The 22,349-nt window shown below is 71.7% G+C and carries 21 protein-coding genes; 11 read left to right on the plus strand and 10 right to left on the minus strand.

Annotation, left to right across the window (positions count from 1 at the left end; all coding sequences use genetic code 11):
* Nucleotides 1–214: 214 nt before the first annotated feature.
* The 3 genes from KUM03_RS05125 (at nucleotide 215) to KUM03_RS05135 (ending at nucleotide 3,930) form a co-directional block, all read left to right on the plus strand.
* Nucleotides 215–2,011: a DEAD/DEAH box helicase gene (locus tag KUM03_RS05125; RefSeq protein WP_217245793.1), complete on the plus strand. Its 1,797-nt coding sequence runs from the start codon at nucleotides 215–217 to the stop codon at nucleotides 2,009–2,011.
* Nucleotides 2,012–2,313: 302 nt separating this feature from the next.
* On the plus strand, nucleotides 2,314–2,973 hold the full coding sequence (locus KUM03_RS05130; protein WP_217245794.1) for an IclR family transcriptional regulator: 660 nt from the start codon (nucleotides 2,314–2,316) through the stop codon (nucleotides 2,971–2,973).
* 177 nt (nucleotides 2,974–3,150) lie between these two features.
* Nucleotides 3,151–3,930, plus strand: coding sequence for a S16 family serine protease (locus KUM03_RS05135; protein ID WP_217245795.1), 780 nt, complete (start codon nucleotides 3,151–3,153; stop codon nucleotides 3,928–3,930).
* A gap of 22 nt (nucleotides 3,931–3,952) precedes the next feature.
* On the opposite strand, the gene KUM03_RS05140 is transcribed toward KUM03_RS05135, so the two are convergent.
* The 5 genes from KUM03_RS05140 to KUM03_RS05160 are packed head-to-tail and all read right to left on the minus strand — an operon-like array spanning nucleotide 3,953 to nucleotide 8,213.
* Nucleotides 3,953–4,945 (minus strand): glycine betaine ABC transporter substrate-binding protein, encoded by a 993-nt coding sequence (locus tag KUM03_RS05140; RefSeq protein ID WP_217245796.1) that lies wholly within the window; start codon nucleotides 4,943–4,945, stop codon nucleotides 3,953–3,955.
* Entirely contained in the window at nucleotides 4,942–5,787 is an 846-nt protein-coding gene (locus tag KUM03_RS05145) for an ABC transporter permease (RefSeq protein ID WP_217245797.1), read from the minus strand. The genes KUM03_RS05140 and KUM03_RS05145 overlap by 4 nt, the downstream gene beginning before the upstream one ends.
* Nucleotides 5,784–7,058: a betaine/proline/choline family ABC transporter ATP-binding protein gene (locus KUM03_RS05150; protein ID WP_217245798.1), complete on the minus strand. Its 1,275-nt coding sequence runs from the start codon at nucleotides 7,056–7,058 to the stop codon at nucleotides 5,784–5,786. Before KUM03_RS05150 ends, KUM03_RS05145 begins: the two co-directional genes overlap by 4 nt.
* A complete protein-coding gene (locus KUM03_RS05155; protein ID WP_073723627.1) occupies nucleotides 7,051–7,698 on the minus strand; it encodes an ABC transporter permease in 648 nt (215 codons plus the stop codon). The genes KUM03_RS05150 and KUM03_RS05155 overlap by 8 nt, the downstream gene beginning before the upstream one ends.
* A 32-nt stretch (nucleotides 7,699–7,730) precedes the next feature.
* Nucleotides 7,731–8,213 (minus strand): Lrp/AsnC family transcriptional regulator, encoded by a 483-nt coding sequence (locus tag KUM03_RS05160; protein ID WP_217245819.1) that lies wholly within the window; start codon nucleotides 8,211–8,213, stop codon nucleotides 7,731–7,733.
* A 125-nt stretch (nucleotides 8,214–8,338) separates the two neighbouring features.
* Here KUM03_RS05160 and hppD point away from each other — a divergent pair, with 125 nt between their 5' ends.
* A complete protein-coding gene (gene hppD, locus KUM03_RS05165; RefSeq protein ID WP_073723623.1) occupies nucleotides 8,339–9,484 on the plus strand; it encodes a 4-hydroxyphenylpyruvate dioxygenase in 1,146 nt (381 codons plus the stop codon).
* A 14-nt stretch (nucleotides 9,485–9,498) separates the two neighbouring features.
* Here hppD and KUM03_RS05170 read toward each other — a convergent pair whose 3' ends face one another.
* Nucleotides 9,499–10,896, minus strand: a complete 1,398-nt coding sequence (locus KUM03_RS05170; protein ID WP_217245799.1) for a lipopolysaccharide assembly protein LapB — start codon at nucleotides 10,894–10,896, stop codon at nucleotides 9,499–9,501.
* A gap of 92 nt (nucleotides 10,897–10,988) precedes the next feature.
* Here KUM03_RS05170 and KUM03_RS05175 point away from each other — a divergent pair, with 92 nt between their 5' ends.
* Entirely contained in the window at nucleotides 10,989–12,431 is a 1,443-nt protein-coding gene (locus tag KUM03_RS05175) for an FAD-binding oxidoreductase (RefSeq protein ID WP_374225262.1), read from the plus strand.
* A 10-nt stretch (nucleotides 12,432–12,441) separates the two neighbouring features.
* Here KUM03_RS05175 and KUM03_RS05180 read toward each other — a convergent pair whose 3' ends face one another.
* The gene (locus KUM03_RS05180; RefSeq protein ID WP_217245801.1) at nucleotides 12,442–12,864 is read right to left on the minus strand and encodes an SsgA family sporulation/cell division regulator; all 423 of its coding nucleotides are present in this window, start codon (nucleotides 12,862–12,864) and stop codon (nucleotides 12,442–12,444) included.
* A 260-nt stretch (nucleotides 12,865–13,124) separates the two neighbouring features.
* Between KUM03_RS05180 and KUM03_RS05185 the strand changes: the two genes are divergently transcribed.
* Both KUM03_RS05185 and KUM03_RS05190 read left to right on the plus strand, forming a co-directional pair.
* Nucleotides 13,125–14,639 carry an RDD family protein gene (locus KUM03_RS05185; RefSeq protein WP_217245802.1) on the plus strand — a complete coding sequence of 505 codons (1,515 nt, stop codon included), beginning with the start codon at nucleotides 13,125–13,127 and terminating at the stop codon, nucleotides 14,637–14,639.
* A 252-nt stretch (nucleotides 14,640–14,891) separates the two neighbouring features.
* Nucleotides 14,892–15,542, plus strand: coding sequence for an RDD family protein (locus KUM03_RS05190; RefSeq protein ID WP_217245803.1), 651 nt, complete (start codon nucleotides 14,892–14,894; stop codon nucleotides 15,540–15,542).
* A gap of 33 nt (nucleotides 15,543–15,575) precedes the next feature.
* On the opposite strand, the gene KUM03_RS05195 is transcribed toward KUM03_RS05190, so the two are convergent.
* On the minus strand, nucleotides 15,576–15,869 hold the full coding sequence (locus tag KUM03_RS05195; RefSeq protein WP_374225263.1) for a hypothetical protein: 294 nt from the start codon (nucleotides 15,867–15,869) through the stop codon (nucleotides 15,576–15,578).
* A gap of 420 nt (nucleotides 15,870–16,289) precedes the next feature.
* On the opposite strand from KUM03_RS05195, the gene KUM03_RS05200 reads away from it, so the two are divergent.
* Both KUM03_RS05200 and KUM03_RS05205 read left to right on the plus strand, forming a co-directional pair.
* Complete coding sequence (locus KUM03_RS05200; protein WP_217245805.1) at nucleotides 16,290–18,641, plus strand: immune inhibitor A domain-containing protein; 2,352 nt, start codon at nucleotides 16,290–16,292, stop codon at nucleotides 18,639–18,641.
* Nucleotides 18,642–18,787: 146 nt separating this feature from the next.
* A complete protein-coding gene (locus tag KUM03_RS05205; protein WP_073723609.1) occupies nucleotides 18,788–19,129 on the plus strand; it encodes a hypothetical protein in 342 nt (113 codons plus the stop codon).
* A 34-nt stretch (nucleotides 19,130–19,163) separates the two neighbouring features.
* Here KUM03_RS05205 and KUM03_RS05210 read toward each other — a convergent pair whose 3' ends face one another.
* Together KUM03_RS05210 and KUM03_RS05215 are read right to left on the minus strand one after the other, a co-directional pair.
* Nucleotides 19,164–19,751 carry a nicotinamidase gene (locus KUM03_RS05210; RefSeq protein ID WP_217245806.1) on the minus strand — a complete coding sequence of 196 codons (588 nt, stop codon included), beginning with the start codon at nucleotides 19,749–19,751 and terminating at the stop codon, nucleotides 19,164–19,166.
* A gap of 105 nt (nucleotides 19,752–19,856) precedes the next feature.
* Nucleotides 19,857–21,203 carry a nicotinate phosphoribosyltransferase gene (locus KUM03_RS05215; RefSeq protein WP_217245807.1) on the minus strand — a complete coding sequence of 449 codons (1,347 nt, stop codon included), beginning with the start codon at nucleotides 21,201–21,203 and terminating at the stop codon, nucleotides 19,857–19,859.
* A gap of 98 nt (nucleotides 21,204–21,301) precedes the next feature.
* On the opposite strand from KUM03_RS05215, the gene clpS reads away from it, so the two are divergent.
* Both clpS and KUM03_RS05225 read left to right on the plus strand, forming a co-directional pair.
* A complete protein-coding gene (clpS, locus tag KUM03_RS05220) occupies nucleotides 21,302–21,619 on the plus strand; it encodes an ATP-dependent Clp protease adapter ClpS (RefSeq protein WP_073723603.1) in 318 nt (105 codons plus the stop codon).
* A gap of 71 nt (nucleotides 21,620–21,690) precedes the next feature.
* On the plus strand, nucleotides 21,691–22,299 hold the full coding sequence (locus KUM03_RS05225; RefSeq protein WP_217245808.1) for a DUF2017 domain-containing protein: 609 nt from the start codon (nucleotides 21,691–21,693) through the stop codon (nucleotides 22,297–22,299).
* Nucleotides 22,300–22,349: the final 50 nt, after the last annotated feature.

The following is a 22,349-nucleotide window of genomic DNA, read 5'->3' on the forward strand; positions in this document are numbered from 1 at the left end:
GCCCGATGGCGGGCGTGGCGCTGGCGGGGGCGTGGGTGGCGACCAGGCTGCGGGAGCGGTGAGCCCGCGCCGGCCCCGGGGCGCACGGGGCGGCTGTGACGTCCGTCCCACCCGGGGGTGACCCGCCCCGCCGCGGACGCCGCTCGCCCCGGGGCGCCGGTAGGGTGGCCCGGTTGTCATACGTGGCCGAGCCGTTCTACCCCCTTCGGAGACCGTGACTACCACCGCCAGCTCCAGCACCTCGCACCACCTCTCCCCGGCCTTCCCCGGCCGTGCCCCGTGGGGCACCGCCAGCAAGCTGCGGGCCTGGCAGCAGGGGGCGATGGAGAAGTACCTCCAGGAGCAGCCCCGGGACTTCCTCGCGGTCGCCACCCCCGGCGCCGGCAAGACGACGTTCGCGCTGACGCTGGCGTCCTGGCTGCTGCACCACCACGTCGTGCAGCAGGTGACGGTCGTCGCGCCCACCGAGCACCTGAAGAAGCAGTGGGCGGAGGCCGCGGCCCGCATAGGGATCAAGCTCGACCCGGAGTACAGCGCGGGCCCGCTCAGCCGCGAGTACCACGGCATCGCCATCACTTACGCCGGCGTCGGCGTGCGCCCGATGCTGCACCGCAACCGCTCCGAACAGCGCAAGACCCTCGTGATCCTGGACGAGATCCACCACGCCGGTGACTCCAAGTCCTGGGGCGAGGCCTGCCTGGAAGCCTTCGAACCGGCCACCCGCCGCCTCGCGCTCACCGGAACGCCCTTCCGCTCCGACACCAACCCCATCCCCTTCGTCGCGTACGAGGAGGGCAACGACGGCATCCGCCGCTCCGCCGCCGACTACACCTACGGCTACGGCTCCGCGCTCGCCGACGGCGTCGTCCGCCCCGTGATCTTCATGAGCTACAGCGGCAACATGCGCTGGCGCACGAAGGCGGGCGACGAGATCGCCGCCCGGCTCGGCGAGCCCATGACCAAGGACGCCGTCAGCCAGGCCTGGCGCACCGCGCTCGACCCGCGCGGCGAATGGATGCCGGCCGTGCTGCGCGCCGCCGACCAGCGGCTGACCGAGGTCAGGAAGGCCATCCCGGACGCCGGCGCCCTCGTCATCGCCGCCGACCAGGACTCCGCCCGCGCCTACGCCAAGCTGATCCGTGAAATCACCGGCAGCAAGGCCACCGTCGTCCTCTCCGACGACGTGGGCGCCTCGAAGAACATCGACACGTTCAGCCAGAGCACCGACCGCTGGATGGTCGCCGTCCGCATGGTGTCCGAGGGCGTCGACGTGCCGCGCCTGGCGGTCGGCGTCTACGCGACCACCATCTCCACGCCTCTCTTCTTCGCCCAGGCCGTCGGCCGCTTCGTACGGTCCCGCCGCCGCGGCGAGACCGCCTCCGTCTTCCTGCCGACCGTGCCCGACCTGCTCACCTTCGCCAACGAGATGGAGCGCGAGCGCGACCACGTCCTCGACAAGCCCAAGAAGGAGGGCGAGGAGGACCCGTACGCCGAGTCCGAGAAGGAGATGGACGAGGCGAACCGGGAGCAGGACGAGGACACCGGTGAGCAGGAGCAGTTCTCCTTCGAGGCGCTGGAGTCCGAGGCCACCTTCGACCGGGTCATGTACAACGGTGCCGAGTTCGGCATGCAGGCCCACCCGGGCAGCGAGGAGGAGCAGGACTACCTCGGCATTCCGGGGCTGCTGGAGCCCGACCAGGTGCAGTTGCTGCTCCAGAAGCGGCAGGCCCGGCAGATCGCGCACAGCCGCAAGAAGCCCGACGACGAGGCCGACCTGCTCGAACTGCCCGCCGAACGGCGGCCGGTCGTCTCCCACAAGGAACTGATGGAGCTGCGCAAGCAGCTCAACACCATGGTCGGCGCCTACGTCCACCAGAGCGGCAAGCCCCACGGCGTGATCCACACCGAGCTGCGCCGCGTGTGCGGCGGCCCGGCCAGCGCCGAGGCCACCGCCGGGCAGTTGCGCCAGCGCATCGCCAAGGTGCAGGAGTGGGCCACCCGCATGAAGTGACGGGCGGGGCCCGGGAGGCGCTCTGCGTGCGCTGTACGTACCGGGACAAACACAGTCAGTTCGCGCCGGTCTCCGCCCGGATTCTGGACGGAGCCTTCCGCTGAGCGGACCTGGTCGCTACTGTCCCGCTACGCACACGCCCCGTGGCAGCGCCGCCGCGGAGCGCAGCCGTGAAGCGACTGTGCCGGGCACAGGGCCGGGCCGTCAGCCGATCGGCGGCCTCTGAAGCGCGTCACTGACGGGACTCGGTGACGCATCCGCAGCGAGGGGGCCGCCGACCTCACCACTAAGGAGTGGGCGTCGTGACCGCGGAGACCTCTCAGACGCTCGACCGGGGACTGCGGGTCCTCAAGCTGCTGGCCGATACAGACCACGGGCTGACCGTCACAGAGCTGTCCCACAAACTGGGCGTGAACCGGACTGTCGTGTACCGGTTGCTCGCCACGCTGGAGCAGCACGCACTCGTACGCCGTGACCTGGGCGGACGCGCCCGGGTCGGTCTCGGTGTGCTGGGGCTCGGCCGCCAGGTGCACCCACTGGTGCGCGAGGCGGCGATGCCGGCGCTGCGATCGCTGGCCGAGGACATCGGGGCGACGGCCCATCTGACGCTGGTGGACGGGGCGGAGGCGCTGGCCGTGGCCGTCGTCGAGCCGACCTGGACGGACTACCACGTGGCCTACCGGGCCGGGTTCCGTCATCCGCTGGAGCGGGGGGCCGCGGGGAAGGCGATCCTGTCGGCGCGGCAGCAGGTGCAGCCCGCCGAGGAGGAGGGGGAGTGGCGCGGCTACGCCCTCACCCACGGGGAGCTGGAGGCCGGCGCCTGCGGGGCGGCCGCGCCGCTGCTCGGGGTGACGGGGGTGGAGGGCAGCGTGGGCGTGGTGATGCTGTCGGAGGTGGTGCCGGAGCGGGTGGGGACGCGGGTGATGGACGCGGCGCGGGAGGTGGCGGAGGCCTTGCGGTGACGTCCCTTGGTTGGGCAGCCGCGTAGGTGCCGGCCGGGGGTGGGTCGCGCGGCTCGGCGCTGCCGAGGTGCCGCTGCGCCCACCCGTGCCGCCCCAGCGGCACGACTGCCCGCAGCTGGGGGGGGCGACGGCCGCCCGCCACCCTGCGCGGCAGCGCCCTCGCGTTAGATTGACCCCGTGCTCTCTCGTCTCACGCGCCCCCAGACCCTCGCCGTCTGCGCTCTGCCCGTCGTGGCGCTGCTCGCCACCGCCGCCCTCGCGCCGCTGCCCTTCTCCGTGGCGCAGCCGGGGCTGACGGCCGACGTGCTCGGTGAGAACCGGGGCGAGCCGGTGATCACGATCAAGGGCGCGCCGACGCACGGGACGAGCGGCCAGCTGCGGATGACGACGATCGAGGCGACCGGCCCGGACGCGAGTGTCCACCTCGGCGACGTGATCGGCGGCTGGTTCGACACCGACCGGGCCGTGATGCCCCGCGACGCGGTCTACCCGAGCGGCGACGACGTCCAGGAGATCGAGCAGTACAACGAGGAGCAGATGCGGGAGTCCCAGGACACGGCGACCACGGCCGCCCTGGACCACCTGAACCTCGACCCCGCGGACATCGACGTCGACCTGCGCCTGGAGGACGTCGGCGGCCCCAGCGCCGGCCTGCTCTTCTCCCTCGGCATCATCGACAAGCTGCGCGCCGGCGACCTCACCGGCGGCAAGGTCGTCGCCGGCACCGGCACCATCACCACCGGCGGCAAGGTCGGCCCGGTGGGCGGCGTACCGCTGAAGACGCAGGCCGCCCGGCGCGACGGCGCCACCGTCTTCCTCGTACCGAAGGCGGAGTGCTCGGACGCGCAGGCGGAGCTGCCGAAGGGGCTCCGGCTGATCCCCGTCACCACCCTCGACGGCGCGGTCGACGCGCTCGAGGCCCTGCGCACGGGCAAGGGCGAGGTCCCCGCCTGCTGAGAGGCGTTCGCCGAGGAGCCGGTCAGCCCTCCTTCACGAAGCCCTTCTCGGTCATCCAGTCCAGCGCCACCTGGTGCGGGTCCTCCCCGTCCACGTCGACCCTCGCGTTCAGGTCCCGCGCGACGTCGTTGTTCAGCGCCTCGGTCACCGGCGCGAGCACCGACGCGATCGCCGGCCACTTCTTCAGGGTGTCGGTGCGGACCATCGGGGCGGCGTTGTAGTTCGGGAAGAACTTCTTGTCGTCCTCCATCACCACCAGGTTCATCGACTTGATCCGCCCGTCGGTGGTGTACACCTCGCCGTAGGTGCAGGCGCCGTCGGCGGTCTGGGTGTAGATGATCCCGGTGTCCATCTCCGTGACGTTCCCGGCCGGGATGTCCATCCCGTACGCCTTCTCCATGCCCGGCAGCCCGTCCGCGCGGTTGGCGAACTCGACCTCCACGCACAGCGTCACCGCGCCCGGGTCGGTCTTCGACAGCTGGGCCACCTCGGAGAGCGTGTTCGTGCGGTACTTCTTGTAGTTGGCCTGGTTCATGGCCAGCGCGTAGGTGTTGTTCAGCTCGGCCGGCGGCAGCCAGGTCAGCCCGTTCTTCAGGTCCTCCTGGCGCACCGCCTCCCACTGCTCGCGCGGGTCGGGGATGGGCTCGCTGTGCCCCAGGTACGTGATCCAGGCGGTGCCCGTGTACTCGTACGTGGCGTCCGCGTCGCCGTTCTCCACCGCCGCCCGGGTGCCCACGGAGCCCTGGATGCCGGTGCGGTCCAGGACCTCCGCGCCCGCCGCCTGGAAGGCGATGCCCATGATCGCGCCGAGCACGAGCTGCTCGGTGAACTGCTTGGACACCACGGTCAGGTCGGCGCCCTCCAGCGGCCGCCCCTTCCCGATCGTGCCGGGCTCCACGTCGTCGACCATCGGGGAGCCGCTGGTGAGCCCGCAGCCGGAGGCCGCCACCAGCAGCGCCGCCGTCAGCAGCCACGTACGGCGTCGCCCGCCTCCGGCACCGGGTCGCACGCTCATGTCCGCACCTCCAGGCCCCGGGGCCGCAGCAGCATTTCGGCGAGCGAGGCCAGCCAGTCCACCAGCAGCGCGAGGGCCACGGTGAGGATCGAGCCGAGCACCAGGACCGGCATCCGCTGGCTGGTGATCCCCGTGGTGATCAGCACGCCCAGGCCTCCGCCCCCGCCGAAGACGGCCAGCGTCGCCGTGCCGACGTTGAGGACGAGGGCGGTGCGCACGCCGGCCAGGATCAGCGGGACGGCCAGCGGCAGCTCCACCCGGGTCAGCACGCCCAGCGGGGACATGCCGATGCCGCGGGCGGCCTCCAGCAGGGTCGGGTCGTTGGCCTTCAGGCCCGCGATGGTGTTGGAGAGCACTGGCAGGACGGCGTAGATGATGATGCCGATCAGCGCGGCGCGGCGGCCGATGCCCAGCCAGATCACCAGCAGCGCCAGCAGACCGATCGCCGGGGTCGCCTGGCCCATGTTGGCGAAAACCATCGCCACCGGGGTCGCCTTCCGGAACATCCGGCGGGTGAGCAGGATGCCCAGCGGGATGGCGATGATCAGCACGAAGAAGGTCGAGATCACCGTGAGCTGCACGTGCTGCCACAGCGCCTTGGTGACCTGGCCGTCGGAGAGCGCGTTGCGGCTGAGCGCGTCCAGGTCGGCCTGCCGGAACCACAGCCAGGTCGCCAGCAGCACGGCCACCAGGAGCGCGGGCAGGAAGGTCAGCTTCCGCCAGCCGACCCGCCGCCTGGTCGCCGCCGGGGACGGGGGAGGCGGCTCGTGCTCGAACTCGTCCCGGTCCTCGTCCTCGTAGGCCGGTTCGTCGGTCTCCGGCCGCCGACCGGAAGTACTCACGCCTTCGCCTCCCCTCCGAAGCCTCCGAAACCTCCGGCGCTCCCGAAGCCCTCCTGCTCCGCGTGGGTCTGCCCGGCCCGGGTCTCCTCCAGGTCGTGCTGGTGCTCCAGCGCGTCCAGCCGGTCGGCCTCCAGCAGCTCGTGCACGGAGTTCAGCAGCGTCTCCATGTCGACGACGCCCTCGTACTCGCCGCGCCGCCCGGTGACCGCCACCCGCCCCGTGTTGTCGGTGAGCACCGCCTCCAGCGCGTCCCGCAGGGTCGCGTCCCGGGTCACCGTGTCGTGGACCAGCGTCCCGGCCCGCGCCAGCGAGCCCTTGGCCCGCATCAGGTCTCCGCGCCGGAGCCACTTGTACGGGCGGCGGCGCCGGTCGAGGAGCAGGATCTCGTTGGTGCCGGCCGCCCGCAGCGCGTTGAAGATGTGCTGGAGCGGGTCCTCCACGGTCACCGTCGGGTAGTCCGTGATGCCCACGTCCCGTACGCGCGTCAGGTTCAGCCGCTTCAGCGCCGCCCCGGCGCCCACGAAGCCGGAGACGAAGTCGTCCGCCGGGTTGGTGAGGATGGCCTCGGGGGTGTCGAACTGCGCGATGTGGGAGCGTTCGCGCAGCACCGCGATCCGGTCGCCCAGCTTGATCGCTTCGTCGAAGTCGTGGGTGACGAAGACGATCGTCTTGTGCAGCTCGTGCTGGAGCCGGATCAGCTCGTCCTGGAGGTGGTCCCGCGTGATCGGGTCGACCGCGCCGAACGGCTCGTCCATCAGCAGCACCGGCGGATCGGCGGCCAGCGCCCGCGCCACGCCCACCCGCTGCTGCTGCCCGCCGGACAGCTGACGCGGATACCGGCCGTGGAACTCCCCGGCGTCCAGACCGACCAGGTCGAGCATCTCCTCCACCCGGGACCGGATGCGGGACTTCGACCAGCCGATCATCTTCGGTACGAGGGCGATGTTCTGGGCGACGGTCATGTGCGGGAAGAGGCCGGAGGACTGGATCGCGTAGCCGACCTTGCGGCGCAGCTTCACCGGGTCGATGTCGGTGACGTCCTCGCCGTTGATGCGGATGCGGCCGCCGCTGGGCTCGATCAGCCGGTTGATCATCTTCAGGGTGGTGGACTTCCCGCAGCCCGAGGGGCCGACGAAGATGACCGTCTCGCCCGCCTGGATCTGCATCGACACGTTCTCGACGGCCGGCTGCGGAATGCCGGGGTAGCGCTTGGTGAGGGCCTCCAGCTCGATGGTCGCCCCGGTGGCTTCGGCCCGGCCGTTCTCAGACACGGATCCCCCTCGGGATGGTCAGCCGTCCCAGCAGGACGTACGCGGCGTCGAACAGCAGCGCCAGGATGATGATCCCGAGCGTGCCCGCGAGCACCAGGTTGAGCGCGTTCTTGCTGCCCAGCGAGGCGATCCCGCGGAAGATCTCGTTACCGAGCCCCGGCCCGGAGGCGTAGGCGGCGATGGCGGCGATGCCCATCAGCATCTGCGTGGAGACCCGGATGCCGGTGAGGATCGGCGGCCAGGCCAGCGGCAGCTCCACCCGCAGCAGCCGGGCCGCCCGCGACATGCCGATGCCCTTGGCCGCGTCCACCAGCGCCGGGTCGACGCCGCGCAGGCCGACGATCGAGTTCCGCACGATCGGCAGCAGCCCGTACAGCGTCAGCGCCGTCACCGTCGGCGGCACACCGAGGCCCACGATCGGGATGAGCAGACCGATCATGGCCAGCGACGGGATGGTCAGGATGGTCGACGTGCCCAGCGTCGCCAGGTTCCCCGCCCAGTCGCTGCGGTACGTGAGGACGCCGATCAGCACGCCGATCAGGGTCGCCACGACCATGCACTGGAAGACGGCGCTGGCGTGCTGGTAGGCGTCGGCGAGCAGTTGCTGGTGGCGGCTGCCCAGGAACTCCCAGAAGTTCACGTCCGCTCACCTCCGGGAACGTCGGACCGGTCTCAGTCGCGTCTGCCGCTGTCCTGGGCCGCCTGCTCCACCAGCGGGATGATCCGCAGCGGAACGGGGTTCTCCATCACGATCGCCGTGGCGGCCCGGACGATGCCATCAAAACCGACAACCCGGTCGATCACCCGCTGGAGATCGGCGTTCGAGCGGGCCACCAGCCGGCACAGCATGTCCCCGGTGCCGGTCGTGGTGTGCAGCTCCAGCACCTCGGGCACGGTCGCCAAGTGCGCCCGTACGTCGGCCCCTTGGCCCTGCCGGATCTCCAGCGTCGCGAACGCGGTCACCGGGTAGCCGAGCGCCGCCGGGTCCACCTCGGGACCGAATCCGCGGATGACTCCGTTCGACTGAAGCCGGTCCATCCGCGCCTGCACGGTGCCGCGTGCCACCCCCAGCCGCCGGGACATCTCCAGCACCCCGATCCGCGGCTCGCGGGCCAGCAGCCCGATGATCCGCCCGTCCAGCCGGTCTATGCCCATCCCGCACCCCTTCAGGCTGGTCATCCTGTACAGATCGCCCGCCGCGACCGCCGTGTCACTGGGCAGGTTGCCCAGTGAACGCGCAAACTATTGCGCACCTTGCAGACGCGGGAGACCCTGCGGCTATGACGCAGACCACACACCACACTCCCGACACCGCCCGGCAGGCCGACCCCTTCCCGGTCAAGGGAATGGACGCGGTCGTCTTCGCCGTGGGCAACGCCAAGCAGGCCGCGCACTACTACTCCACCGCCTTCGGCATGAAGCTGGTCGCGTACTCCGGACCGGAGAACGGCAGCCGCGAGACCGCGAGCTACGTCCTGGAGAACGGTTCCGCCCGTTTCGTGTTCACCTCGGTGATCAAGCCGTCCACCGAGTGGGGCGCCTTCCTCACCCAGCACGTGGCCGAGCACGGCGACGGCGTCGTCGACCTCGCCATCGAGGTCCCGGACGCGCGTGCCGCCCACGCCTACGCCGTCGAGCACGGCGCCCGCTCGATCGCGGAGCCGTACGAGGTCAAGGACGAGCACGGCACCGTCGTCCTCGCCGCCATCGCCACCTACGGCGAGACCCGCCACACCCTGGTCGAGCGCACCGGCTACGACGGCCCCTACCTGCCCGGCTACGCCGCCGCCGAGCCGATGGTCGAGCCGCCCGCGCAGCGCACCTTCCAGGCCGTGGACCACTGCGTCGGCAACGTCGAGCTGGGCCGCATGAACGAGTGGGTCGGCTTCTACAACAAGGTCATGGGCTTCACGAACATGAAGGAGTTCGTGGGCGACGACATCGCCACCGAGTACAGCGCGCTGATGTCGAAGGTCGTGGCGGACGGCACCCTCAAGGTGAAGTTCCCGATCAACGAGCCCGCCGTCGCCAAGAAGAAGTCCCAGATCGACGAGTACCTGGAGTTCTACGGCGGCGCCGGCGTCCAGCACATCGCGCTGAACACCAACGACATCGTGCAGACCGTCCGCACCATGAAGGCGAACGGCGTCCAGTTCCTGGACACGCCCGACTCGTACTACGACACGCTCGGCGAGTGGGCCGGCGAGACCCGCGTCCCCGTCGAGACGCTGCGCGAGCTGAAGATCCTCGTCGACCGCGACGAGGACGGCTACCTGCTGCAGATCTTCACCAAGCCGGTCCAGGACCGCCCGACCGTCTTCTTCGAGATGATCGAGCGGCACGGCTCCATGGGCTTCGGCAAGGGCAACTTCAAGGCCCTGTTCGAGGCGATCGAGCGCGAGCAGGAGAAGCGCGGCAACCTCTGACGGCCAGGCGGCGGCTACGTGGGCGGGTCCTCCACGGAGGGCTCGCCCAGCGCCGCCAGCGCCCGCTTCGCCTCGGGCACCCGCAGCGGCGAGAAGTACGGGTTGATCATCAGCGCCTCCCGCAGATGCCGCCGCGCGGGCCCGTACCGCTCCAGCTCCCGCTCGATCACCCCCCGGTGGAAGACGTACAGCGCACTGCGCACCCCGCCGCCCTTGTCGCCGTCGGTCGCGATCGTCGCGAACTCCAGCGCCTCCTCGTGCTCACCGGTGCGGTGCAGCGCCCAGCCCAGCGCGTCGGCCACCGCGATCCCCGGCTGCCGCCCCCACTCCTGACGCAGCAGCCGCACAGCCCGGGCCGGGTCCCCGTGGTCCGCCTCGAACCGGCCGAGCACCAGCCGCTCGTCCGCCCCGGCCGCCTCCGCGCCCCGCACCCGCTCCCGCAGCAGGTCGTACTGCACCCGCGCGGCCTGCCCGAGCCCCAGCGACTCGTACAGCTCGCCCAGCTCCAGCGCGTACTCCGCGTCCGGCCGCTTGGCCAGCGCCGCCTGGTACGCCGACAGCGCGTCCGTCGTCCGGCCCAGCGCCGCCAGCGCCCGCCCCTGCCCGGCCTGCGCCGCCCGCTGGTCCGGATCGGTGCGCAGCGCCTCCTGGAAGAACCGCAGCGCCTCCCGGCGGTCCCCGCGCTCGAACGCCAGCCGGCCGGCCTGCTCCAGATACGCCGCCCGCTCGGCCGGCGCCTCCGCGGCCGCCGCCGCGTCGGAGATCCGGGCCTGCGCGTCCTCCCGCCAGCCCCGGTCCCGGTAGACCGCCGCCGCCCGCGCCCCCGTCGCCGGCGCGTCCGGCCGCAGCTTCTTCAGCTTCTCCAGGGCCCGCCCCACGCCCTTGTCGTCGCCGAGCCCGGTGTACGCGTCGATCAGCACCGCGTGCGCCGTCCACCGCTTCGGCGCCGCCTTCACCGCGCTCTCGCCCCACTTCTTCGCCGCCGGGAAGTCCCGCCGCGCCACCGCCAGCGCCGCCAGCCCCTCCAGCGCCTGCGGATTGCGCTCCGCCCCGACCTTCAGGGACGTACGCAGCGCCTTCTCGGCCTTCGCCCAGTTCGCAAAGTCCGCCGTACGCCGCCCCTGCTCGACGTAGGCGGCGCCCAGCACCGCCCACGACGCCCCGTCCAGCGGCTGCGCCCGCAGATGCCGCTCGCGGTCGCCGATCAGCACCGCCAGGTCCCCCAGCGCGGCCGGCACCCCCGTGGTCACCGCACCGCGCGCCAGCGCGGCCGGCCCCGGTGCGGGCGGGGGTGCGTCGCCCCCGTCCCACGGCAGCAGCACCAGCACCCCGCCGAGCACGGCGGCCCCGGCGACGGAGGCGATCAGGACCCGGCTCCGGCGGCGGGAACGCCACCCGCGTTCGATCTCCATGGCGCCTACTGTGCGCCCGTACGACAAGCACACCGCGGCTTGCGCCGGGTGCCGTCGACGGGGTTCACACCGATGGCCCCGGGTGCGAACCTGTGATCATGAGCCGTATCGAAGCGCCTCGCGACGAAGACGACGCATCCCGCGAGCCCGGCGCGGCCCCGGCGGCCGACAGCCCCCTCGTCGAGCGGCTGCTCGCCGGCCTCCCCGCCGAGTCCGTCCTCACCGACCCCGACATCACGGCCTCCTACGCCAACGACATGGCGAGCTTCTGCCCGGCCGGCGCCCCCGCCGCGGTCGTCCTGGCGCGCACCGTGGAGGACGTCCAGCACGTCATGCGCACCGCCACCGAGCTGCGCGTCCCCGTCGTCCCGCAGGGCGCCCGCACCGGCCTGTCCGGCGGCGCCAACGCCACCGACGGCTGCGTGGTCCTCTCGCTGACCAGGATGGACCGCATCCTGGAGATCAACCCCGTCGACCGCGTCGCCGTCGTCGAACCGGGCGTCGTCAACGCCACGCTCTCCCGCGCGGTGAACGAACACGGCCTGTACTACCCTCCCGACCCCTCCAGCTGGGAGATGTGCACCATCGGCGGCAACATCGGCACCGCCTCCGGCGGCCTGTGCTGCGTCAAGTACGGGGTGACCGCCGAGTACGTCCTCGGCCTGGACGTCGTCCTCGCCGACGGCCGCCTGATGTCCACCGGCCGCCGCACCGCCAAGGGCGTCGCCGGGTACGACCTCACCCGTCTCTTCGTCGGCTCCGAGGGCTCGCTCGGCATCGTCGTACGGGCGGTGCTCGCCCTGCGCCCCCAGCCGCCCGAGCAGCTGGTGCTGGCCGCCGAGTTCTCCTCCGCCTCCGCCGCCTGCGACGCGATCTGCCGGATCATGGAGGGCGGACACGTGCCGTCCCTCCTCGAACTGATGGACCGTACGACCGTCAAGGCGGTCAACGACCTCGCCCACATGGGCCTCCCGGAGACCACCGAGGCCCTGCTCCTCGCCGCCTTCGACACCAACGACCCGGCCGCCGACCTCGCCGCCGTGGGAGCCCTGTGCGAGGCCGCCGGCGCCACGCAGGTGGTCCCCGCCGACGACGCCGCCGAGTCGGAGCTCCTCCTCCAGGCCCGCCGCCTCTCCCTCACCGCCCTCGAAGCGGTCAAGGGCACCACGATGATCGACGACGTGTGCGTGCCCCGGTCGAGGCTCGGCGACATGCTGGAGGGCATCGAGCGCATCGCCGCGAAGTACGACCTGACCATCGGGGTCTGCGCCCACGCGGGCGACGGCAACACCCATCCCACGGTCTGCTTCGACGCGGCGGACCCCGACGAGTCCCGCCGGGCCCGCGAGTCCTTCGACGAGATCATGGGCCTCGGCCTGGAGCTCGGCGGCACCATCACGGGCGAACACGGCGTGGGCGTACTGAAGAAGGAGTGGCTGGCGCGCGAGATCGGCCCGGTGGGGCTGGAGATGCAGCGGGCCGTCAAGCAGGTCTTCGACCCGCTGGGCATCCTCAACCCGGGCAAGCTCTTCTGACGCCCGCCGTTCACCGGGCCAGCAGCTCGGCCAGCCCGTCGTCGAGGCCGAGCTGCCCGGCCTCCGCCCCCGGCGGCACCGCCCGCAGCGTCCGCTCCAGCCACGCCGACACCTGAGCCGACGGCGCCTCCAGCAGGGCGTCCCCGTCGGGGCTGCTCAGCGCCATCAGCACGACGCTGCGGCCGTCCGCCTTCGACGGCCACACCCGCACGTCCCCGTGCCCGCACGGCCGGAACACCCCTTCCACGAGCAGGTCCCGGGCGAACGTCCAGTGCACGGGGTACCCGGAGTTGATGTGGAAGGTGACGTGCACGGCGTACGGGTCGTCGGAGTGGTAGACGAGCCGTGCCGGCACCGGGACGGCGTGCTCGGGCGACAGGATGAGCCGCAGTTCCAGCTCGCGTTCCACGACGGTGGGGTGGTTGGGGTGCATGGCGTGTGGTCCTCTCTCGTATCTCGTACGGGTCCGCACGGGCCGCCTGGAACGGGCCCGCACGAGTGAGAGCGACGAGGGCCGTGAGCGTTACGCGGGTTCGCGGAACTTTTTTCCTCCCCTCTGTCCCGGGTGTGAAGGTCCATGCACGAGGTTGCCCGGAAAGGGGTGGGTCCGGCGGGACCGGCGGTGCGGATTGCGCCCGTCTGATAGATGTTGAGCCCCCGAACCAACCCCCGAGCAGATACGGGACGACGGACATGAGCGCCCCAACCCCGGCCCCCGGCGACGACAGGCCCCGCGAAGGGTATTACCCGGACCCGTCCATTCCTGGATATGTCCGGTACTGGAACGGCGCCTCCTGGGTGCCGGGCACCAGCCGGCCCGCCCCCAAGGACGGCGAGCCGCTCGCGCCGCCGCCCGGCGCCCGGCCCTCCGTGGAGGAGACCGGCCCGCACTTCTTCGACGAGGACCCGGTCGAGGAGCCGCCGCCCGCCGACGCGTCGCAGCACGGCAGCCGCCCGGAGCCGGCCGCGTCCTGGGCCGCCGACCGCTCCGGTGCGGCGGGCGCGCAGGGCTCGTCCGTCGCCTGGCCGGGCCCGGCCCAGGCCACGGACCCGAGGCTCGCGCACGCCCAGGGCACGGGACCCACGCGTGATCCCCGGGCCCAGGACGCCGGTGCCGGTCCCGCTGGGGGCTCGAATACGGGCTCGGGCTCGGATGCTGGCTCGGGCTCGGGCTCGGGCTCGGGTACGGGCTCGGGTACGGCTCCCGACGCGGTCGCCGCTGCGGGGTCCGCGTCCGACCGCGGTGAGGCGGAGGCCGAGTCGGGCAACACCTTCGTCTTCCGGCGCCCGACGGCCGGGCCCGGGGCCCGGGGTGCCCAGCCCTCGGACGGCGCCGCCGACGAGGGCACGATGACCTTCCGCGCGGTCTCCCCGCGCGCCGGCGCCACGGGCGGCCCGGGCTTCGCCGCCGGCAAGGCCGCCGCGGCCCGGGCCGCCGCGCCGACGGCCCCCTCCGGCCCCCAGCAGACGGCCGGTCCGGCCGTCCCGCACCAGGCCGCCGCCCCCTCGCCCCAGCAGGCCGCCCCCTCGCCCCAGCAGCAGGCCCCCGCCTCACAACCGCAGCCCGCCGCCTCCGCCCCGGTCGCGGCCGGTCCCGGCGGCGGTCAGGCCTCCTGGGCGCAGCAGGTGCACCGGCTCGCGGGCGCCGGCGAGGGCGAGCAGCCCGTCGCGCCGTGGAAGCCGCCGGTGGAGGACGTCTTCCAGGCCGCCGCCCGGCGCCAGGCGGCCGCCCGCCCCGCCGGGCTCGGCAAGCGGCTGGCCGCCCGGCTGATCGACACCGTCGTCCTGGGCGCCGTCACCGCCGTGGCCGCCGTACCGCTCGGCCTCAAGGCGGTCGACCACGTCAACGGCAAGATCGACGAGGCCAAGCTCTCGGGCGAGACGGTCACGGTCTGGCTGCTCGACGGCACGACGTCCACGTACCTGGGCATCGTGCTGGCCGTCCTGCTGGTCTTCGGCGGCCTCTACGAGGCGCTGCCCACCGCCAAGTGGGGCCGGACCCTGGGCAAGAAGCTGCTCGGCCTGGAGGTACGGGACATCGAGGCCCACGAGCCCCCGACCCTCGGCGCGGCCCTGCGCCGCTGGCTGGTCTACAGCGTCCCCGGCCTCCTGGCCATCGGGCTGGTCGGCGTCGTGTGGTGCGTGTTCGACCGCCCGTGGCGCCAGTGCTGGCACGACAAGGCGGCGAATACGTTTGTCGCGGGCTGACTTGACGGGGGGTTTCGTGGTCGGGTGCGGGTGAGTGGTGGGCTGGTCGCGCAGTTCCCCGCGCCCCTTTCAGGGGCGTCCAGTGCACGTCCCTCAAGGGGCGCGGGGAACTGCGCGAGCAACCCCCCACGCACCCGCACCCGCCAAAGCCCCCGCAGCCCCACCCCCGATCGCGTCGGACCCCGCACCCTCCGTCCCCTGGACGGCCCCCCGCCGGATGCGCCGTAATAGAGCCCGAGGTCCACTCGGGACATGAGCAGCGAACCGCCCCCCGGCTCCGGCCGGCAGCCGCCGGAAGACGACCCGTTCAGGAAGCGCCCCCCGTCCGACCCGCACGGCAGTACCGGCGAGCCCCCGCCGTACGGCGGCAGCGCGCCCCCACCCCCGGGCGGCGGCGGCCCCTACGGTCCCCCACCTCCCGGCGGCGGCTCCTACCCCACCGACCCGCTCGCCGGCATGCCCCCGCTCGCCGACAGCGGCAAACGGGTCCTCGCGAGGATCATCGACATGATTCTCGTCGGCATCGTGGTGTGGCTGCTCAGCTGGGCGTTCAACGTCCAGGAGTACCAGGTGGACGGCGAGGACATCTCGGTCGGCAAGTCGTTCGGGCAGTCGCTGATCGCCGCCGTGCTCTACATCGCCTACGACACCTGGATGACCGCGAAGACGGGCCAGACCCTGGGCAAGAAGTGGCTCGGCATGCGCGTGGCCAACCTGGACAACGGCGCCACACCCTCGGTGCAGACGTCCCTGATCCGGGCGCTGGTGCTGTGGATCCCGTTCGCCTTCTGCTGCGCCTGCGTCTGGACGATCATCGCGGGCGGCTGGAGCTTCTTCGACCGGCCCTACAAGCAGGGCCTGCACGACAAGGCGGCCAAGACGGTGGTGGTCAGCACCCGCTGACGGACGGGGCCGCCCACCCGGGAGGCAGCGACGTCAGGCGGCGCGGTCGCGGGCCGCTTCTCCCGCTCCCGCGGAGACGCGGGCCGCCCGCACGGGCTCCCGGTCCGCGGCGCGCCCCGAGGCCGGTACGACGGTCATCGTGCGCGTCGTCCTGGGCTGGGGGACCGTCATGGCGACCAGCAGCCCGAGGGCGAGGGCGGCGACGGCGATGACGGCGACTCCGGGACCCGAACTCGTCTGTGAGAGCAGCAGCATGGCGAGCGTCGAGAAGATCACGGTGCACGTACCGTAGGCGAACTGTGCGGCAGTCGGACGGGGCATGGCCATCGTGTCCTCGGAAGACAATCTGGGGGTGAGACCGGCTGTCGGCCTGGCTTTCCGCCGGCTTCCGGGCGTTCCGCCAAGCGACTCTAACCCGCTGTGTGCCCGGGAGGAAACAGTGGTAAGCCCGCCCTAACCGACGGGGCCGATGCACGGGGGGCGCACGGATTCATGGTGCGCCGGAAGCGGACGGTACCGCGCGCCCGCCGGACGTCCCGCCCGTCCCGTACCGCGTCCCGCACCGCGTCCGCAAAGCGAACGCCGACTCCGCATAGTGCACTTGTTCTGCTCAAGTCAAGGTCTGTCTTTTCCGGTGAACCTCTAGTCAAATGTCGTCACTTGAATACACGCGTTGATCACGTGTGCGCGGACTCGCTCTGTCCTTGTCCTCCCATCCGCGCGCGTGGACGCGGGGGAGGAAATCAAGTGACCAGAAGATCCTGGACGTTCAGAACGGCGGCGACCGCCGTCGCACTCGCCGCCGCCACCGCGACGCTCTCCGCGGCGGGCGTCGCGCAGGCGGACGCGCCCGCCAAGCCGGAGGCCGTGGACCGCCACGACCCGCACCCCGCGAAGGACATGCACTCGCATGACCTCAAGGGCCCCATGAGCGACACTCAGGCGGCCCAGCGCGAGGAGGCCCTCAAGCAGGTCATCTCCGGCAAGGCCTCGGTGAAGAAGAAGGACGGCTCCAACGTCGTCCAGCTCAAGAGCAAGAAGGGCGACGCCAAGTACGTCGAGCTGGGCCGGGAGAAGACCGACAAGATCTTCACCATCCTGGTCGAGTTCGGCGACAAGATCGACAGCCGCTACGGCGGCGAGGCCGGCCCGCTGCACAACCAGATAGCCAAGCCCAACCGGAGAACCGACAACTCCACGGCCTGGCAGGAGGACTACGACCAGCAGCACTACCAGGACCTGTACTTCGGTTCCGGCAAGGGCGTCAACTCGGTCAAGACGTACTACGAGAAGCAGTCCTCCGGCCGCTACTCGGTCGAGGGCGAGGTCTCCGACTGGGTCAAGGTCCCCTACAACGAGGCCCGCTACGGCAACAACGCCTGCGGCGACACCAACTGCCCGAGCGTGTGGAACGTCGTCAGCGACGGCCTGAACGCCTGGGTCGAGCAGCAGAAGGCGGCCGGCCGCACCGACGCCCAGATCAAGGCCGACGTGGCCCGCTTCGACGAGTGGGACCGCTACGACTTCGACGGCGACGGCGACTTCAACGAGCCCGACGGCTACATCGACCACTTCCAGATCGTGCACGCCGGTGAGGACGAGTCCGCCGGCGGCGGCGCCCAGGGCACCGACGCGATCTGGGCCCACCGCTGGTACGCCTTCGGCACCGACGCCGGCGCCACCGGCCCCGAGCAGAACAGGCTCGGCGGCGCGCAGATCGGCTCCACCGGCATCTGGGTCGGCGACTACACCGTCCAGCCGGAGAACGGCGGACTCGGCGTCTACGCCCACGAGTACGGCCACGACCTCGGCCTGCCGGACCACTACGACACCGCGGGCGGCGAGAACTCCACCGGCTTCTGGACGCTGATGTCGTCCGGCTCCTGGCTCGGCACCGGCCGCAAGGAGATCGGCAACATGCCCGGCGACATGACCGCCTGGGACAAGCTCCAGCTCGGCTGGCTGAACTACGACACCGCCAAGGCGGGCGTCAACTCCTGGCACAAGCTGGGCCTGGCCGAGTACAACACCAAGCACAAGCAGGCCCTGGTCGTCGAACTGCCGAAGAAGGCCGTCACCACCGAGATCGTCCCGCCCGCCGAGGGCGAGACCCAGTGGTGGAGCGGCAGCGGTGACAACCTCAGCAACACGCTGAGCCGTTCGGTCGACCTGACCGGCAAGTCGAAGGCCGAGCTGACCTACGACGGCTGGTACGACATCGAGGCCAACTACGACTACCTCTACACCGAGGTGTCCACCGACGGCGGCGCCAACTGGACCGCCATCGACGGCACGGTGGACGGTCAGCCGATCCCGCGCGACGCCGCCGACAAGCCGGCCCTGCACGGCACGCTGGACGCCTACTCGAAGTTCGCGTTCTCCCTCGACGCCTACGCCGGCAAGAAGATCGACCTGCGCTTCCGCTACCAGACCGACGGCGGCGTGGCCCAGAAGGGCTTCACGGCCGACTCGATCAAGGTGACCGCGGACGGCGAGGCGCTGTTCACCGACAACGCCGAGACCGCGGACGCCGCCTGGACGGCCGACGGCTTCACCCGCAAGGGCGCCTCCTTCACCGAGGACTACGCGCAGTACTACATCGCCGAGAACCGGCAGTACGTGTCGTACGACAAGACGCTGAAGACCGGCCCGTACAACTTCGGCTTCACGGACCGCCCGAACTGGGTGGAGCACTACGCGTACCAGAACGGCCTGCTGATCTGGAAGTGGGACACCTCCCAGGCGGACAACAACACCAGCCAGCACCCGGGCACCGGCCTGGTCCTGCCGGTCGACTCGCACCCGACCGCGATGAAGTGGAAGGACGGCACGCTGCTGCGCAACCGCGTCCAGTCGTACGACTCGCCGTTCAGCCGCTACCGCACGCAGGGCATGACGCTGCACAAGGCGGACGTCGCGAAGTACTTCCCGGGCTCGAAGGGCGTCTCGGTCTTCAACGACCGCAAGAACGACTACTACGACGAGTCGAACCCGACCGGCGGCGTCAAGATCACTGACACCAACACGAAGATCAAGATCCTCAAGGAGGCCAGGAACGGCTCGACGATCGAGCTCGAGGTCGGTCCTGCGGGCAGGTAAATAGCATCTGCCCAGGTCAGAGCATGATCGGCGGTGACCCCCTGGCGGGTCGCCGCCGATCCGTGTTTAGGTGCCTCCTGTGGTTCTCTTATTGACACCTGGTCCGAGAAGCGGACCGGCACCGGCTGACACGGGGGTATGACCGCATGGCCCAGGGAGGCTTCAGCAAGCTGCCGAACGGCACGGTGGTGGTGGCGCTCAACCTGCCCAGCCCCGCCACGCCCGAGGGCAGCGTGCGCTTTCTCGTCCACGCCCAGAACCGGGCGCGCGCCCTGACCAGGCTGCGCAACCTGGGGCTGCGGGCGGTCTACCTGCGGGGCAACGCCGCCCCGCCGACCCCGGACGAGATCACCGCGGTCCTGCACCACCCCGACGGCCTCATATGGCGCACGGCCCCGGTGGCCGGTGTCACGGGCGGGCCCGAGCGCGTCCAGGAGCTGTGGCACCCGATCCGGGCGCTCCTGAGACGCCCGGCGCCGCAGCCGTAGCCGTAGCCGCAGCCCGGCCAGACGGCGGCGGGCGCTACTGGACGACCGGCTTCCCGGACAGCTCCACGCCCGCCTCCCGCAGTTCCTCCATCGCCCGCTCGGTGGTCTCGGGGGCCACTCCGGCGGTCAGGTCGAGCAGCACCTGCGTACGGAAGCCCTCGCGGGCCGCGTCCAGGGCGGTGGCCCGCACGCAGTGGTCGGTGGCGATGCCCACCACGTCGACCTCGTCGACCTCGCGGGCCCGCAGCCAGTCGGCGAGCGTCGTGCCGTTCTCGTCGGCGCCCTCGAAGCCGCTGTAGGCCGCCGAGTACGCGCCCTTGTCGAAGACGGCGTCTATCGCGCCGGAGGCGACGGCGGGGGCGAAGTTCGGGTGGAAGCCGACGCCCTCCGTGCCGGCCACGCAGTGCGCGGGCCAGGAGTGGACGAAGTCCGGGTTGTCGGCGAAGTGGCCGCCCGGCGCGATGTGGTGGTCGCGGGTGGCCACGACGTGGCGGTAGCCGGCGGGCGCCTGCCCGATCAGCTCGGTGATGGCGGCGGCCACGTCGGCACCGCCGGTCACCGCAAGGCTGCCTCCCTCGCAGAAGTCGTTCTGCACGTCTACGACGATCAGGGCGCGGCGCATGGTCGGTGTCCTTCGGCTGGGTGGGCTGTGGGGTAGGAGGGACGGAGGTCTGGCGGTGGGCACGGATCTGGTTGCTGGTGCGGTGCCGGTCGGACCGCACCAGCTTTAGCTACCCGAGCCCTCGTGCGCGTACTCCGTCGGAATGACGGGTTCCCCTCGGGAGAGCTGCGTCGCGGACAGCGGGAGGTTGGCGCGGGCGGCCGCGTGCCGGTCCCGGGCGGCGTCCAGCGGCTCGCGGGCGACCACCTCGCCGCCCTTGACCAGCTCGACCAGGAGCTGCCGGTCGGCGAGGTCGTCGGGCACCGGCCCGGTGCCGACCACCTCGGCCTCGGCGTACCCGTAGGAGTCCAGTCGCCGGGCGGCCCACTTGCGGCCGCCGACCGAGGTCTTGCCGCCGCTGGACTTCTTCGCCACCGGCACCAGCGGCGCCCCGTCGTCACCGGACTCGGCGCGGGCGACCAGCTTGTAGACCATGGAGGCCGTCGGGTGCCCGGAACCGGTCACCAGCTGGGTGCCGACGCCGTACGCGTCCACGGGCGCCGCCGCGAGCGAGGCGATGGCGTACTCGTCCAGGTCCGAGGTCACGACGATCTTCGTGTCCCTGGCGCCCAGCTTGTCGAGCTGCTGGCGCACCCGGTGGGCGACCAGCAGCAGGTCGCCGGAGTCGATGCGTACGGCGCCCAGCTCGGGCCCGGCGATCTCCACGGCCGTGCGGACGGCCTCGGCGACGTCGTAGGTGTCCACGAGCAGCGTCGTACCCCGGCCCATCGCCTCCACCTGGGCCCGGAAGGCGTCGCGCTCGTTGTCGTGGAGCAGGGTGAAGGCGTGGGCGGAGGTGCCGACGGTGGGGATGTTGTAGCGGAAGCCGGCGGCCAGGTCGGAGGTGGTCGCGAAGCCGCCGACGTAGGCGGAGCGGGCGGCGGCGACCGCGGCCAGCTCGTGGGTGCGGCGGGCGCCCATCTCGATCAGCGGGCGGTCCCCGGCGGCCGAGGCCATCCGGGAGGCGGCGGCGGCGATCGCCGAGTCGTGGTTGAGGATGGACAGGATCACCGTCTCCAGCAGCACGCACTCGCCGAAGGTCCCCTCGACCCGCATGATCGGCGAGCCCGGGAAGTACACCTCGCCCTCGGGGTAGCCCCAGATGTCGCCGCTGAAGCGGTACTGGGCGAGCCAGTCCAGGGTCTCCTCGTCGACGATGTCCCGCTCGCGCAGGAAGCGCAGGACGCCCGCGTCGAAGCGGAAGTTCTCCACCGCGTCCAGCACCCGCCCGGTGCCCGCCACGACGCCGTAGCGCCGCCCATTCGGCAGCCGCCGCGTGAAGACCTCGAACACGCTGCGCCGCCCGGCCGTGCCCGCCTTCAGGGCGGCCCGCAGCATGGTCAGCTCGTACTGGTCCGTGAAGAGCGCCGTCGAGGGGACGTCCACCGGCAGCCCTAGGTCCGCTGTGTTCATGACCGGGATCGTACCCCCATTTCGTCAGTCTGACGATTTGTGGTCGCGTGGCGCCCGCCACAGGCCCGTTTGTGCGGGTGCCCCCCTGTGGTGGCAGCATGGGCCATGTGACGGCAGCCGCACCCATGGAGATCGAGAAGACCGAGTCGGCGGAGGAGGTCTTCGCCGTACCCGAGCCCGACGTGCCCTGGGTGACGATCGTGCACAACGACCCCGTCAACCTCATGAGCTACGTGACGTACGTCTTCCAGTCCTACTTCGGCTACTCGAAGGACAAGGCGACCAAGCTCATGATGGACGTCCACCACAAGGGCCGGGCGGTGGTGTCCAGCGGCTCGCGCGAGGAGATGGAGCGGGACGTCCAGGCCATGCACGGCTACGGTCTGTGGGCCACCCTCCAGCAGGACCGGAAGTGACCGAGAATGACCGGAAGTGGCCGGAAATGACCCACGCCCGCCCGCAGGACGGAAGTAGCTGAATCACCTCCATGCCAGGACAGTTCGAACCGCTTCCCGGCGGCGGCGCGGCCGTCGCCCTCGACGATGTCGAGATCTCCATCATCCGGTCCTTGGCCGTGCAGCTCCTGGAGCTGATCGGCCCCGGCCCCGCCGAGGACGCCTCCGACGACCCGCTCGCCGAGCTGTTCGCCGACGGCCCGAGCGAGCCGCCCTCCGACCCCGTGCTGCGGCGCCTGTTCCCGGACGCCTACGGCGACCCCGAAGGCGCCCCGCAGGCCGCGGAGGCCGAGGAGCAGCGGGCGTCCTCCGCCGAGTTCCGTCGCTACACCGAGAACGACCTGCGGGCCGGCAAGCGGGACAACGCCCTCGCGGTGGTCCGCACCCTGGACGCCCTCTCCTCGGCGTCGGCGGGCGAGGACGGCGCGGTGCTCAAGCTGTCGCCCGACGAGTCCCAGCAGTGGCTGCGCACCCTGAACGACCTGCGCCTGGCGATCGGCTCCCGGCTGGAGATCGCCGACGAGGACGACACGGACCTGCTCTACCGGCTCCCCGACGAGGACCCGCGCAAGCCGATGGTGATGGCGTACCTGTGGCTCGGCGGGCTCCAGGAGTCGCTGGTCTCGACCCTTATGCCCTGATTGCCCGGTCCGATGTCCGCTCAGCGGACCCTCAAATCCGGGTAATGATC

Source organism: Streptomyces sp. AC602_WCS936 (genome assembly GCF_019049125.1).
Taxonomy (GTDB): domain Bacteria; phylum Actinomycetota; class Actinomycetes; order Streptomycetales; family Streptomycetaceae; genus Streptomyces.